Annotated in this window: 13 protein-coding genes; all 13 read right to left on the bottom strand. The window is 55.0% G+C overall.

The window, feature by feature from the left end:
- Positions 1-2: 2 nt before the first annotated feature.
- Complete coding sequence (locus tag E2H98_RS15660) at positions 3-2537, bottom strand: diguanylate cyclase (protein WP_133590514.1); 2535 nt, start codon at positions 2535-2537, stop codon at positions 3-5.
- A gap of 9 nt (positions 2538-2546) precedes the next feature.
- Positions 2547-5579, bottom strand: a complete 3033-nt coding sequence (locus E2H98_RS15655) for a baseplate J/gp47 family protein (protein WP_133590512.1) — start codon at positions 5577-5579, stop codon at positions 2547-2549.
- 20 nt (positions 5580-5599) lie between these two features.
- On the bottom strand, positions 5600-6043 hold the full coding sequence (locus tag E2H98_RS15650; RefSeq protein ID WP_133590510.1) for a GPW/gp25 family protein: 444 nt from the start codon (positions 6041-6043) through the stop codon (positions 5600-5602).
- Between the two features lie 5 nt (positions 6044-6048).
- Positions 6049-6327, bottom strand: coding sequence for a PAAR domain-containing protein (locus E2H98_RS15645; protein WP_133590508.1), 279 nt, complete (start codon positions 6325-6327; stop codon positions 6049-6051).
- 40 nt (positions 6328-6367) lie between these two features.
- Positions 6368-8107, bottom strand: coding sequence for a type VI secretion system tip protein VgrG (vgrG, locus tag E2H98_RS15640; protein WP_133590506.1), 1740 nt, complete (start codon positions 8105-8107; stop codon positions 6368-6370).
- Complete coding sequence (locus tag E2H98_RS15635; protein ID WP_198325145.1) at positions 8104-8772, bottom strand: CIS tube protein; 669 nt, start codon at positions 8770-8772, stop codon at positions 8104-8106. Before E2H98_RS15635 ends, vgrG begins: the two co-directional genes overlap by 4 nt.
- Positions 8773-8774: 2 nt before the next feature.
- Positions 8775-8936, bottom strand: a complete 162-nt coding sequence (locus tag E2H98_RS19215; RefSeq protein ID WP_162848173.1) for a DUF5908 family protein — start codon at positions 8934-8936, stop codon at positions 8775-8777.
- A 21-nt stretch (positions 8937-8957) separates the two neighbouring features.
- Positions 8958-9404, bottom strand: a complete 447-nt coding sequence (locus E2H98_RS15630; protein ID WP_133590503.1) for a phage tail protein — start codon at positions 9402-9404, stop codon at positions 8958-8960.
- A gap of 3 nt (positions 9405-9407) precedes the next feature.
- Complete coding sequence (locus tag E2H98_RS15625) at positions 9408-9842, bottom strand: phage tail protein (protein WP_133590501.1); 435 nt, start codon at positions 9840-9842, stop codon at positions 9408-9410.
- Positions 9843-9892: 50 nt separating this feature from the next.
- Positions 9893-11293, bottom strand: coding sequence for a phage tail sheath family protein (locus E2H98_RS15620; protein WP_133590499.1), 1401 nt, complete (start codon positions 11291-11293; stop codon positions 9893-9895).
- Between the two features lie 11 nt (positions 11294-11304).
- Positions 11305-12318 (bottom strand): hypothetical protein, encoded by a 1014-nt coding sequence (locus tag E2H98_RS15615; protein WP_133590497.1) that lies wholly within the window; start codon positions 12316-12318, stop codon positions 11305-11307.
- Positions 12315-12884, bottom strand: coding sequence for a DUF4255 domain-containing protein (locus E2H98_RS15610; RefSeq protein ID WP_133590495.1), 570 nt, complete (start codon positions 12882-12884; stop codon positions 12315-12317). The genes E2H98_RS15615 and E2H98_RS15610 overlap by 4 nt, the downstream gene beginning before the upstream one ends.
- Positions 12885-13391: 507 nt before the next feature.
- Positions 13392-15557: a catalase/peroxidase HPI gene (gene katG, locus E2H98_RS15605; RefSeq protein ID WP_133590493.1), complete on the bottom strand. Its 2166-nt coding sequence runs from the start codon at positions 15555-15557 to the stop codon at positions 13392-13394.
- Positions 15558-15592 lie beyond the last annotated feature (35 nt).

The raw sequence follows: 15592 nt of genomic DNA, 5'->3' as shown, positions 1-15592 counted from the left end.
GCCTATTCGGCACTATCCGATGAGCCGAGCGAAGTCCGGCCAACGATAAATTTCTCCTGCACTTCCGTGCCCTCGACCGGGCTGCACTGACGCAGTCGCTCGGTCGGATACACACTCTTCATTTCGATCAGCGCATCGAGCATTGCGCGCCATTTCTGTTTTGCTTGTGCGGTTTTGGCGCCGGACTTGATTTCCAGCCAGTCGCGATAAACGTTTTCGAAGGCCGCCATCGTTGCCTGATCGAGCCAACAGATTTTCGGCAGCAGATGTGCTGGCGTTTCAGCGCGCACCACGGATTCGACGTAATCGCGGAATGCCATATTGGTGAAGCGACCGGCGAACGCCGGAAAAACAAAGTGCACCCGATAGGAATAAGGGTCGTGATCGGCGCATGGCGTACAGGCGTTATCGACACAAACGGTCAGAAACTCATCGAACGCCGCCGGTGGCAGCAGCAACAGGTTTTCGATCAGATAAAAACCTTCCTCGGCGTAATGCTCCTGCAGATACTGCATCAGCCCGCTGATAGCTTCTTCCATCGCGTTTTCATCATTGAAATACTCGATGCGGCGCGCCAACACTTCATCGGTTTCATCGACGATATTGAAGTAGTGGCGATTGTCACTGGTCAGTTTGCGCTGATAGCTTTCCGGCTGCTGGGCGTAGTGAATGGCCAGCTGCATCTCGGCAATGGCCTCGGCTTTGGTGACATAGTGCTTGCTTGATGACAGCAGAATCTTGCCGCTAACCCGGTGCAACACCCGGAAACGAAACTCGTCATCCGGTGTCGTGTCGATTTCCGCGTAGATATCGTAGGCGACTTCACTGAGGCTGCGCCGACGATAATTGCGGATACCAAGCAAACGCGCGATACGGCGCTCAAGCCCGGAAACGTTCTCGCTGTTCCAGATATCTTCCGGCTGCTTGGCGCTGTATTCGTAAGCGCCAGCGCGGTGATAGGAAAGCGTCGGATAGTCTTGCAGGAAATAGCATTTGTCCGCGGCCACCGCCAGGCTGTGAGCGGAAAAATGGCTCTGCATCATCGAAGCATAAGGAGCAAACGATTCCCCCAATCGCGCCGATAAATGGTCGAGAAAGCGATGGCGCCGCTCCCGCTCGTGACTGATATTCTGCAAAGACCGCATCGCAGCGACCGGGTCAGCATCGTGATAGCTGCTGGTGCGCACACCGGTGGACAAGGCTTGAAAAAACGTGGTTGCTTCCTGTTCCGGTCGTGTCGAATACAGCAACGCCAGATGCTTCAGCTGCATCAGAAAGTTCGCCGGCAATTGCTCCAACTGACTGATGAAAGCGCTGAGATTATGGGCATCGCGTTGGCGCGTTTGATCGGCATTGGCCGGCAAGCCTTCACTGCCGATGCCATACACCTGCGGCAGCTCGGTCTGTATGCTGACATAGCGCTCAACCTGTTGTTGCACGCCTTGTGGCAGCGGCAAATCCTCGTCAATCGGCGTTTCATTTTTCTGCCGAAGCTCGGCCATCAACTGCAGAAAACGCAGTTTGACTTTTTCGAGGTTCGGCTGAATCGGTACATGACGCTTGTAGATGACGACGCGCGAACCATCGAGATTCAGTGTTGGTTTGTGCTGAGGTTTGACCGGCACCAGCCAGGGCTGAGTGATTTTTGCCGTGTCAGCATCGGTAATGACCGCTTCCCGGATATGGGTCAGGCCCGGCAGGTCCATCAGCAGATTGTAGATGTCACTCAAGCGCAACTCGGTGCGCAGCTCTGAGGCCAGAAGCTCCTCATCGAAAATGAAGCCGCAGCGTAAACGTGGACCGTTGAATAGCGCTTCGGCGCTGAAACGGTGTTCAAGCTCGGCATAAGTGTAGTTATTGACGACGGGTGCTAGGTAGTTCTGCACCGTGAAGTAAATTTGCGCCAGCAGTTCATTAACATCGATTTCCGGCGCCACTTCCAACTCGGCGCACAAACGGAAGCCTTGCTCAGGTACAGCGCTTATGCTGATGAAATCCTGCGCCAAGCTGCGGTTTTGCATCAAGGTTTTGTGCACCAGTTTTTCGGTTTCGCTTTGATCGGTTTCCGGCTCGTGGTCGAGCAACACATCAAACAAACCGCGAACTGAAACGGCCTCTATCCACGGATCGCTGGCGGCGGTTCGGGACAGGCTGCCATCGCGGGTATCCAGATACAGCGTCAGCGGGTGTTCACTGAACCAGGCGTTGCGCACACCGGGGAGATCAATCAACAGCTTGCGATAGTCAAGCACCGTCAGGGCTCGGTTCGGCAAAATTTCCCGTGCGCGATAAACCGTTTTTTCTTCCGGGTGCTCGGCCAGCAGATCGGCCATCGGCAGCGCGGTGCGAAACGCGGTTTCACTCAAGCCATAAGCCAGCACTTCGAGCAGCGTGATGCCCGGATCGTGAATATTGTGATCGGTCCAATGCTGGTGCCCGAGCTGTTGGATTTCGTTGACGGCTTCAGCGTACAAGCTCGCCTGACTTTGCCCCCACTTGGCCGGCGTTTGTCGTTGCAGTTTTATCGGAGCGCTCATCGGTTTCCCTTACAGCCTTTCAGTCAGGGCGTGTTGGTAGTCGGAGGCCAGAATCACATCTGGCGCCAGCGGCGATACTTCATGGCTTTCCGTTAACGAGTTCGGCGTGTCCAGCCAGGTTTGCAATTTGACGTCGGTCAGGTAATCCACAGACGGATGTTCCTCCAGCAAATTGATCAGCGCCGAGCGATAGAGGCGGCCACCGAAATGCGGCGTCTGGGTCTGGTCATAAGCCCATGGTGATAGATAGGCAATCAACTGTTGCTGCAATACACCGGCGTAATAGTCAAACGCGTAACCGGCGCGCATTTTTACCTGGCATTGCAGGCGCACACGTTGAAAACGCGGGTTGCGTACCTCGACCAATGCCCCCATCGCCAGCCTCGTTTGCAGCATCGCTTTGATCTGTTCCAGCGTGGCAATATCAGCACGTGGGTTCAGGGCATCAACTCCACCGGTCTGTTGCTGATTCGGTAATACCAGTACCAGCACACTGCCCGGCTGCAACCACTGTTGCGCGGCGCTGTGTTGCAACACCTTGACCCGATGAATCTGCGGAAAATGCTGCAGCACCAAGCGCTCCATGTCCCAGCTGGTCACTGCCCGATCTTTATGGCGCAGCCGCTCATGAGCACGACGATACAAATCGGCGTCCGACTCCGCTGCTCGCCCCGAAAAAGAAGGGTACGGTTGCGCAAGCGTTTTGATACCTTCGATCGGCGTGATCAATTTATTGATGCTTTTCGATGGCAAGGCCTGCAGATAATGCTGCGGAGCATTGCCTGGATCCTGAAACCGGACCTTGATGCCATTGTTGACCACCATGCGCAACGCGCAAACGGCGTCCGCATCCTGTGCGGCACTGACCCGCAACCAGACCAGCGCCTCCGGCATCAGACTATTGCCGCTGGTGATTTCCGGCGGCATGACAGCGGTGACGATGCCGCTGTGGGTCAGTGCGTCGGTGCCATCCTGCAGACCATCCTTATCGTTCAGATCTCGCCAGTGGTTATCGCAGAGCACCTGCCAGCGCAAGCTGGTGCGATGCTTGTCCGGATTGGCCGTGCCTTGCGCCACTTCGAAATACACACTGATGCTCTGGCGGGCAGCAAGTGCGGCGACGCCAAGATACAACTCACCTTCAGCGTTATGCTCGGCAAACAGTGGCACCGATTTTTGCGCCACATACGACAATGCCTGGCGCAATACTCCGTGCTCACGACGCACACCAAACGCATCGACATGAAAGAATTTTTCTTTTTCGTTGGCAAACTGCGTAGCATCCTGAGCATTGAGATTGATCCAACTACCGGTAGCGACATAGTCCATCGACACTGAGCGAATGACTGGCGTATAGGGCTCATTCAGTACTTGTTTACCGGTAGTTTTATACGCTTCTTCAATCGTCCGCTTGCGATACTGTTCGTGATAAAAACTGTCCAGCAAGGTGATGTGAATACGTTTGTCCGCCGATGACAACACCGGCGTTTTATCGGCACCATGCAGTACCGGTGTATGCAACACAAACTGGCTGGCCAGCGTTTTCGCCCATAACGATCCGCTGTGATGCAATTGATAAACGGCGAATGCCGGACTGCTTTGCGTCGGGCTGCCGGCCGCCCCGAGCTGCCAGGTGACGGTGGCAGCGCCACTGTTGTTGAACAGATTGATCGTGCTGCTACGCTGGGCACCACCGGCGTCGCGATAAGCAATGCTGGCGTTGAAGCTGCTGTTGCTGATGCCATAGAGGTTGTAGTTGGCGTAATGACTGGCAAAGTTGCTCGGTGGATTCTGCCATTCGACGGTGATATCGAGCTTGCTCAGCGGTTTCGCCAGCATTTCGTCATGGCCGATACGCCAAACCATTTGCGACTTTGGCTGCGGGCCCCAGGGATGGAAAGCTTTATCCGGTTTCAGATCGCCGAAGTCATTGGCCATCGTCTGAGGCAGCACACCATTGGCCGAAACCTGCAATTGCAACTGTTGTAACTGCACCGATTTGACATCGTTCCAACCGAGCTGCGTTTGCTGTTGATTGAGCACAATCTGCAATACCGGCTCGGTGTTCGGGTAACCACTGCCGTGCACCGCACTATTATGGGCAACGATATCCCCTGCACTTTCCGGCACGGTGATTTTCAAGTGCAATTCGTTGCCGCTGCGCGTGCATTGGTAGCCAAGTGGTCCAATCCAATTCTTGCTGCCGGTCAGATAGCAATGCAAACCGGCGCCCCATCTTGCGCTGCTCAAGCTTGCCGCATTGGCGCTATCGATACGCAGCTTCAGCGTAACGCTGCGCTCGCTGCTGACCATGAACAGCAATGGCGAAGCGACGGCAAATCCGACATTGGCCAATGGCCTAGACACGGCACCAAATGCCGACCATTGCACATCGTGTTCGGGCAGTTCAGCCCCCAATCCGTCAGCAGAATTGGCAATCGGCGAAACCCGCAACGCGCCTCGGCCGCTTGTGTCGCGCCACAGACATTTCAGTTGTTCGATCCGTGCCGCAGTGATGACGGTGCTTTCGGTGGGTGCGTAGCGACGCTCGATACCGCTGGCATCCTTGCCGGCAGAAAAAAAGTGGCCAGGTTCCACCAGCGTCGACGACGCATTCGGTTTTAATGTCAAGGCCAGAAACGCTTCATCCGGATTTGCTGCGAGCGGTGAAAAATGCAACACATCGCGGTACTGAAAATCCATGTGCCGCTTGTTCAGCGCATTCAACAAGGCCTGCGGATGGCGATACAGTTTCAGGTAGGCCAACACCAACGCCAGATGAGGCGGTAGCGTGCCATCGCGCGCTTGCAGTGAGGCATGGATTGTCGACAAATACGGCGGGAAGAACGACTGCCAATGCGCTGCCGGATCATTGTCAAAAAATTTCACGTGGGTGCTGAAATCGCGCAGAAATTGATACAACTCCGCGATCTGGCGATCGTCGATCACCGGATAGTTTTCATCGAGTTCGGCCGGCACCCGTTCGGCCTGACTTTGCCCAGGCGCCAAGGATTGCTGTTGCAGTAAGGCTTGTGTCGACATTCCCTTGCGTCTCTTCGGCGTTATGTTGTCGGCGCGACCGGCAAGCTCACTTCGCTGCCATCACCAAGGTAATAGGGGTAAACCAGGTTGTAGCGCGAGTTCGTGGCTTTCACCTGATAGTCCAGTTCAATCAAAAGCTGCCCTTCCGAGAGTCGTGTGGTGTTGACCTGAAGCGCCATTACATTGACTCGCGGTTCATAAATCAGAATGGCCAGCGTGATTTGTTCGCGCAGCAAGCTGGCCTCGGTGGTGCCAATCGGTTTGAACAACCAATCCTGCATGTTCAAACCGTAGCGTGGTGCGAATGAACGCTCAGCCAACCGGGTGCCGAACAACACCTGCAGAGATTCGCGAATATCCTGTTCGTCCTCGCTCATTTGCACCGCACCTTCGCTGCGATTGAAGGCCGGCGGAAAGCGCCAACCACGGCCGAGGAACGAACTTTTTGCGTTGCCGTTTGCCATCGCGATTACCCGATAATGACGGTTGGTGAACCGACAATCGCCGCCGCTCCGCACAGACAGGTGTCGGTGGTGCGCAACGCTGGTCGGCCGCCGATGAACACGGTGCCGCTGCCAACCGGAAACGGACTGACCGTTGGCTGATGGCCGGTTGGTGGCAGCGAACACACATGCATATCGCCAACGACAGCGGCCGGCATGCCCGCAATCAACACGGTCGGCACACCGGGTCCGATGATGACGCCACCATGTGTTGTGTTATCCCCCATGCGTACGGCTGCGCTCATGTTTTTCTCCGTGACAATCGTTCAGTTGATTGGCATTCAGTTAGTTCAGTTGCAACATACTGCCTTTGACCGTGGTGATCGCCGTGCTCGACAGCTCGGCACCGGCGGTGCCTTCCAACTTCAAATCGGCCGCCGCTTTCAGGCCAAGTGATGAACCGGCATCGACAGCCAACGTGGTACCGGTTTTTAACTGCAGTGCCGTGGCGCTTTCAATGACGATGCCGTCCTGATTCAAGACAATGCGGTTGCCATGCTGATCTTTCAGCGTGATGCCTTTGTCATCATCACTAAGCAACACTTCCTGGCCGGCCGGTGTCGCCAGATGCATGGATTTTTTCTCTTCATTGACGGTCCAGGTCAGACCCGAGCGGCTCTTGTATTGCTTTTCGTGATTGTCGTTGCTGGCCGACAATGGCGCGGCTTTGGCGCTGCTGTGTAGCATGCCGAGCAGCACCGGATAGCGGGCATCCTGTTCAAAAAAACCGACGACCACTTCATCACCGATTTCCGGACGAAAAAAGAAACCACGGTCATCGCCGGCATCGAGCGTTGCGACGCGCGCCCATAAGCCGTCACTGTCTTGCACCATCAAGGGCAGATGTACGCGCACCCGATGTTCGCCGCTAGGATCTTCGTTATCGGTAACGACACCGACCTGCAGCCCCAAGGTATTTGGCACCAACGGTAACGACGAGCTTTGTCGCTGTTGCAACCAGATTTGCTGCACTGAAGCCAATACGCCACCGAACTGCAATTGCGTGCGCCAGCCGTTGGTGGCGTCGTATTCCTGATTGACGCCGGTGACCAACACTTCGCCAGAGAAACGCTCACCAAAGCCGGACAGGGTTATCCAATCCCCGGCGTGAACCGTGGCAACGCCATGACATTTCAAGCGCCCCTGGATTTTGTCGAGATGAGAAAACTTTCTGGCCGCATCGGCCCATTGCTGCGCTTCGGTTTCGCTGAGCCGAGTGTGAGACAACTGTAGCGGTTCACGCGCCAAGGCCTCGGCCAGATCACTGATGTTCAGGTTGCCGGCTTCGCTCAAACCGGTGTCGGCGCCATCGCGTTGCTGTGTTTGTTGTTGCGCGGCATCCCAGGCCAAGGTTTGCGAAGCATCCAATGCATCACGCGCATCGATTTCGGCATCGAACGCCAGCACCGTTGCGCCGAATTGCAGGGTCATGACTGACGCAGCCGTTTCCGGTTTCTGCACCAGCAACTGCGCGCCCTTGGTGAACACCAGCAAACCATTGGCCAAAGCCCGGTGCAACAGAAAATCCCAGTCGCAACTACGCCATTGCGCCATTTGCTCGTGCGTCACCTCAGTGCTCGCCACGTCCGCCTGCACCTGATGGCTTTGCGCCAACGTGGCCATGATGTCGCTGTCGGTTTGATCGAAGTAGGCAGCATCATGCTCCTGCAGGCTCATGCGGACGGCATCGTGCTTGCAGACCACATGCAGTTGCGGTGGCGCCTGCTCGCGAATTTTCAGCGCCTGACTGACGACGATGCCATGAAAGATATCGTGCTGTTGATTGGCCGTGCCGGCACGAATCTGAATGGTTTTGCCCGGCAGAAAATACTCGGAACTTGACAGCGTGAATTCACTGCTGGCCGCATCACCATCAGCAAACCAGAGTTCCGCTGTGGCGATTTTGTTGACGCGTGAACTGGTCACCACTGCCATTGCGGCATGACTACGCGGCAGCGCTTCACCGTCGATCAGAATCTCGAATTCACGATGTTCCGGCGGCACCGGCAGGCGACGGCTGCTCATGCCAAACGCTCCAGCGGCGGAAATTGCAAGCGCTGACCCGGTTGCAGGTCACGAAAATGCAGCAACTGATTGGCGTGCGCCACCTGACGATACAACTGGGCATCGCCGTAAATCTGCTGGCACAAGGCTGGCAGCGTATCGCCGGCTTTGATTACGCGAATATGGGTCAGATCCGGTGATTCGTCCTGCGCCATCGCCACCCGCGTTTCGTCATCGGCAAAATCGGTGAACACGGCCGTGATCACGGCGCGCAAGGGTGTGCCATCGGGCTTGAACAACTTGTAAGCAATCGACGCTGATTTCAACACACAGCGTTTGACGCGCAGTGTGCCCCAAGCCACTTTCAGATAATTCGGCCGATGAATTTCGCCGTTGTAACCGGTGACCGTTTGAAAGCTTTCGATCTTGTCCTGCACGACCAGAGGCCGACCATTGGCACCGGTGCCATCAAGAAAAAAGGTCAGCGTCAAATCGCCCGGTTTGATCTTTTTGAATTCCATACGGCTGGCGGTGGTACCGGAACCCTGGCCGGCGTCGTATTCCATTTCATAAGCCAGTGTCAGCTCGTGCGGATTGACGTAAGCCTCGAATGTCGCCATGCCATCACCCTGACATTGCGGATCGGTGTAAGCCTTGATCAGCACGCGCTCCAATTCGCCAGACATGCTCAGCGTTCCTTCTGCCGTTCCAGAATGCGCAAGACCTGCTCGACGCAGGTTTCAATCAGCTGCTGCTTATCCTGCTCGGCCGGTGGCGGCGTAGCGCCACCACCAGCGGCCTGATTGCTGACTTCAACGACGATGGTTACCTGTTCAATCAATACCGGCATGGCGAACCTCTTTCTCTGCGCTCAGCTTCTGTTCTGCCTGAAGCTTTGATAAAAGAATTGCAGACTCTCGACGACGACCGCGTTACTGGTGGCATTCAAATCACTGACCGACCATTTGGTCGGATAGGCTTTCTGCACGTGCCAGGTGATCAGTGGCTGGTGTTCTTCGTTCAATAACTTGATGTCCAGATCGCGTGGCGTCAGTTCATCGTTCTGCAGACATTCCTCGACCCAGTCCCATAGCGCCGAGCGCACCAGCAAACCCCGTTTCAGCACCAACTCCGGATATTTGTTACGCACCGGGTATTTCTGGACAAAACGGTTCTCGCCACCTTCGGCGATATCCTCGGTCGCCCGCTCGACACTCAAGCCGCTGACTTCGGAAAAGCGCACGTCGTTACCGTCCGGCGCTACGCCGGAAAGCTCGACCTTGAAATGAAAACCGACCGGCGGATAGTAGGCAGGCATCGCTTACTCGTTCTGCAATTCCAGGCCTTCATGGGCTAGCTCAATCGATTCGATGGCCACCTCATTACCGCTGGCTTTCAGTCCCGGCCCTTCGACTTTCACCGGAAACGCATTCATGATTTTCCAGACCATGACCGGTTCGTGTTCTTCGTTCAGCAAGCTGACCACCAGATTGCGGCGCTCAACGGTATTGAGCTTGACGGTGCTGAGCCATTTGAAAAAATCATTGTCGCTTTTGACGATGCCGCGCTTCAGCGTGACGTTAGAGAATTTGCGCAAGCCCGGCATCTTGATGCTGGAATATTCCGGGAACGAGCCATCGCGATACTCGATGGCTTGATTTTCCTGAGTCAGGCCCGACACTTCGGAAAAACCGACACGCTTACCGCCCCACTCGACGGTGAAGTGGAATACGGGCAATGGATAGACTGCTGGCATAGTGATTACCTCCGATTAATAAAAGAAAAATCCTTTCGTTGACTACACCATCAGGATGTTTGCAGCATGTGCGAGAATTTCAGAATGATGAACTCAGCCGGCCGCACCACGGCCATGCCGATTTCAACGTTCATCCGTCCTTCCAGAATGTCTTGCGCGTTCATCGTCGTGCCAAGACCACAGCGAACAAAAAATGCTTCTTTCGGCGTCGCGCCAGCCAGCGCACCTTCACGCCATTTATCGATCAGGTAGTTTTCAATCATGCCGCGCACCTTGATCCAGGTGTTGGCGTCGTTGTTTTCGAACACCGCCCAGTGCGTGGACTTCTTGATTGACTCTTCGACCATATTGAAGAAGCGACGCACGGAAACGTAGCGCCATTCGTTGTCATTACCGGCTAGTGTACGTGCGCCCCAAACCAGCGTGCCCTTGCCGGCAAAGGCACGAATGGCGTTGATCGATTTGCCGCCATCGGTATCGACGTTGAAATTTTCCTGCAGTTGGTTGTCGAGCCGAACCACCGGCTCGATCACCTGATTCAGCGAAACATTGGCCGGTGCCTTCCAGACACCACGATTGGCGTCGGTCGCCGCGTAAACACCAACCACCGAGGAGCTCGGCGGCAGCGTTACGTAATAATCCGCGATAGCGGACTTGGCCAGATTGTAAGCCGCCGTTTTGCTTTCTTTCAGTGAAGCCAACGTTACTTCCGGATCGGCACCAATCGTGACCTTGACGTTGGTTTCACCAACATTGACATAATGATTCAACGCTGTCTTCAGAAATGGGTAATACACTGCGCCGTATTTCAAGTTGCTGGTGCCGTACCGGCCACGCTCCGCCGCCAGATCCAGCACCGGTGTGGTGTTGTGCCCCTTGTCGCCATTGAACAGATCCATCACGGCAAAACGGTCCTGCAACTTTCCGCATTGGGTCAGCATCGCTTGTGAAAGCGTCGCGTAATTAACATCGGATAATTTGATCGCCTCGGGAATCACCAGCAGTGTCGGTTCATCCTGCAAGGCAATGGCGTTCAGGCCATCCTGCAAACCGGCGGAATCGCCGTCACCGGTCAGGCTGATGTCTTCCTCGGAATACTTATCGACTGAGCAGATGTAGCATTGACTGCCGCCATTATCGAAATACATTTTCACCGCGTAATACAGCAGGTATTTCGGCGTTGGCGGCGTCACACCGGTCAACGAGTAACCGGTCGCCGTGCTGGTTAGCGCGACATCAATATCGGCCGCTTGTGGCATACCGTATAACGCTTCGTATTCTTTCAACGAATAGATTTTTGTTGGCACCAACAGCAGATCATCGGCTTTCACCCGTTGCGCCTTTTCGGTGTAACCGATAAAGGCCGGAATCGCCGTTCCGACTTCCGCCACCGACGGCGGGAAAATGCTGATTTCTTCAACATAAACATCCGGTGTTTTATAGGCCGGCATAACGATGCTCCTCAGGGGTTAGCCAAATAAACAATGACATCCGTATTGCGCTGGTCGAGGCCCGCATGTGGCAAATGCGGAATGACCACTTCGGCATTGCGGCGAAGCTGTAATTTGTGCCGTACCGCGGCTTGACGGGGTGGAGAGGTATCAGACTTGAACAGAATGACGTTTTCATCGCCTTTGATCAGGCTGTCGGGTGGCAAATCATCCGGAGCAAAGGCATCCGATTGCAGCTTGTTGAAGCTAAGCGATGGCCGGCCGTCATCAGCAGCACCTTGATCGATGATATTGAGTTCCGCCTGCTGCGCATTGCTGAAGTTTTTCAGAATCAGGTAATACTTCAGCGAAGCGCTCGTGGCAGCAAATGAGGCAACGAAATCGATCGGATTAGCGACCATATCCTCGGCCAGATGCAGTTCGAATACCACATCCGGCGCGGCGCGCAGCAAGCTGCTATCGACCAGATACTGTGTCCGTTGTTCACTCATATCGTTGGCGGTCTCGACAACAACATATCGGCCTTCTGGCAACGCGTAATGGCTGAAACTGATTTCCTCGATATCGACAGTCTCCGCGACCAACGCTGGAATCAAGGCTTGATCAGCGATATCGCGCAGCTCGACTTGCAGCGGCCGGTCGCTGTGCCGCAGCACATGGCGCAGCGCTGGCCCACTCAGGCGCACCGGTTCAGCGGCTGCCAGTTGGCTGGGATTGTTGGTGTTGTGAAATAGCGGCAAATTCGGCCGATTGATGGCGCTGGCAGTCAAACTGCCGACATGTGGGTGTGTCCATTGCAAACCGAAACGCAGCACACCATCCTGCACCGCCAGAAACGGTGTATCCGACTCATCACGTTCATTGGCGATATGCAGCTGCTGACCGACTGCTTTCAACAGCACGCGGCGTTTGCGGGCCTGCGCCTGCACCGAATCGGTCAACAACCAGGAAAACGCCGCATCATCGTTACCGAAAAACGCGTGTTCGACCGCTATCGTTGCCAAGGTGCCGTAACGCAGATTCATGTTCGCACCAGCGTGTAACGGATATCGTGCAACGGCGGCATCACGTCAGATTCGGCATCGTCCTGCAGCACCGTCATGCGAATTTTGTACAACGCCGACGGCAGATACTTGCCGCCAATGAATGCCCAAATTTGGTTCAGCTGCTCATAACTGGGTGATTGTAATTCAACGATCAGTTTTTCCAGACCGACAGGCATGCCCGGATACTGGGCTGGATTGAACGCGCCATAACGTTGGAAAAAGGTCAGCAACAGGGAAAGATATTTCAGGGCCTGCTCGTAATTCTGAAAGTGAGCGAAAAACATCACATTGAGATTGAGTTTTAATGGCGGCTGCAGCTGGACCTTCTGGCCGGCACGGTAGATATGGCTCGGCAGATGCTCCTTGGTGTAGCGCTCCTCTTCCAAGCCCAGCAGAAAACAGCCCAAGGAATCGGTTGCCGCTTTCCATTTCCCCGCTTCATCGACGACCGGAGAAAGGCTGGCCTTGCCAAAAGACAAGGCGGTGCGCGCCAGCAAATAGGCGTTCAGCTCCTCAGTCAAAAATTTCAGTGCGACGTCGATCATCCTGAGCGTCCTTTCCCGTTTTCCACGCGGTTTGCTCTAAACCGGCGGCGCAGCAGTTCAGTTGAACATTCAATGCCAAGGATGCGTCGTACAATGCGTTTCAGCAGTTCATGCTTTTCTTGAGAAAACAGCTCCCAGTCGCTTGATTACCCAAGCGATTTTCGACACAGCATGACGCCCGGTGAGACAAACGCTATCCAGCGCGCTCACGCTTGAACCTTGAAATTGAATTAGCGAGAAGGGAAGAGACAGCGCACCAATCGTTTTATTTCTTCCCTGACGGCAATCGGTGCACGACAGACCATTGAATTCAAAAACAGATCCATCAGATTGTCAATGCCAATTTGGAAATTGCGTTGCCATGGATGTCCAGAACAAGAAACGACGGCGATATCGTTGGCAGAATTGACCGAGCACAGACAAAAAAATGCCGCCTGTTGAGAATCATCCTCAACAGGCGACGCTTGGTTGATTACCGGTTCAATGCAGAAGCCGGTATCGGATGGCTTATTTCAGGTCAAAGCGATCGGCGTTCATTACCTTGGTCCAGGCGGCAACGAAATCATGGATGAATTTCTCCTGATTATCGTCCTGAGCATAAACCTCGGCGTAGGCGCGCAAAATGGAGTTTGAACCAAACACCAGATCAACACGGGTGGCCGTCCACTTCACTTTGTCCGTTTTGCGGTCGCGTACTTCATACAGATTTTTGCCGACCGGCTTCCAGCGATAAGCCATATTGGTCAGGTTGGCGAAAAAGTCATTGGTCAATGCGCCTTCACGATCGGTGAACACGCCGTGTTTGCTGCCATCGTGGTTGGTGCCGATGACACGCAGGCCGCCGATCAACACCGTCATTTCATGAGCGGTCAGCCCCATCAACTGGGTACGATCAAGCAGCAACTCTTCCGGGCTAACGGCGTATTCCTTCTTGACCCAATTGCGATAACCGTCGGCGATTGGCTCCAGCGGTTCGAACGAATCGATATCGGTTTGCTCTGCCGTCGCATCACCTCGGCCCGGCGAGAACGGTACGCTGATCTTGAAGCCAGCGGCTTTCGCGGCCAGCTCAACACCGACGTTACCAGCCAGCACAATGACATCAGCGACACTGGCACCAGAATCGGCGGCGATTTTTTCCAGCACCGGCAATACTTTCGCCAGGCGCTTGGGCTCGTTGCCTTCCCAATCTTTTTGCGGAGCCAAACGGATGCGGGCACCGTTGGCGCCGCCGCGCATGTCGGAGCCACGGAAGGTGCGGGCGCTGTCCCAGGCGGTGGTGACCATCTCGCTGATGCTGAGACCACTGGCTTCGATTTTGGCTTTCACGTTGGCGACATCGTAGTCAGTGCGACCAGCCGGGACCGGGTCTTGCCAAATCAAATCTTCGTCCGGCACTTCCGGGCCGATGTAGCGCGATTTCGGGCCCATGTCGCGGTGAGTCAGCTTGAACCAGGCGCGGGCAAAGGTTTCGGAAAAATAATCCTGATCCTTGGCAAAACGCTCGGCAATCTTGCGATATTCCGGGTCCATTTTCATCGCCATATCGGCATCCGTCATGATCGGATTACGACGGACGTTGGGATCTTCCGAATCGACCGGCTTGTCTTCTTCCTTGATATTGACCGGCTCCCACTGAAACGCGCCGGCCGGGCTTTTTCTCAGCTCCCAATCGTGGTTCAGCAGCATCTTGAAATAGCCGTTGTCCCATTTGGTCGGGTGCGTCGTCCAGGCGCCTTCAAGGCCACTGGTTACCGATTGATTGCCAACACCGCGGGTTTTCTTGTTCAGCCAGCCAAAGCCCTGATCTTCCAGCTCGCCACCTTCCGGTGCCGGACCAAGATTGCTTTCCTGACCATTGCCATGACATTTGCCAACGGTGTGGCCGCCAGCCGTCAGCGCCACGGTTTCTTCGTCGTTCATCGCCATGCGAGCAAACGTGACGCGCACATCGTGCGCCGTTTTCAGCGGATCGGGTTTGCCGTTCACGCCTTGCGGGTTGACGTAAATCAGGCCCATTTGCACCGCCGCCAGCGGATTTTCCAGCGAATCGCGATCATTGCCGTCGTAACGATTGGAACCGAGCCATTCTTTTTCGGCGCCCCAGTAAACATCTTTCTCCGGATGCCAGATGTCCTCGCGACCAAACGAGAAACCAAAGGTTTTCAGGCCCATTGATTCATAGGCGACGTTACCGGCCAGAATGATCAGATCGGCCCAGCTGATCTGGTTGCCGTATTTTTTCTTGATCGGCCACAGCAAGCGGCGCGCTTTGTCGATATTGGCGTTATCTGGCCACGAGTTCAGTGGTGCAAAACGAATATTGCCGGTACCACCGCCACCACGACCATCGGCGACACGATACGAGCCAGCGGCATGCCAGGCCATGCGAATCATCAGGCCACCGTAATGGCCCCAATCGGCCGGCCACCATTCCTGGCTATCGGTCATCAGTGCGTGCAAATCTTTCTTCAACGCTTTGACGTCGAGCTTCTTCACTTCCTCGCGATAATTGAAATCCTTGCCCATCGGGTTAGTCTTCTGGTCGTGCTGATGCAGGATGTCGAGATTCAGCGTTTTCGGCCACCAGGAATGTTCTGTTTTTTCGGCCGTCGTGTTGGCACCATGCATTACCGGGCATTTGCCGGTCTTTGAAATATCAATTGCACCCATTTCCGTCTCCTTTCGTCGTTTCGCAGACCAAGATT

The organism is Permianibacter aggregans, assembly GCF_009756665.1.
In the GTDB taxonomy this organism is placed as follows: domain Bacteria; phylum Pseudomonadota; class Gammaproteobacteria; order Enterobacterales; family Permianibacteraceae; genus Permianibacter; species Permianibacter aggregans.
Note: the sequence above shows the minus strand (reverse complement) of the source record. Positions and strands in the feature narration are given on the sequence as shown.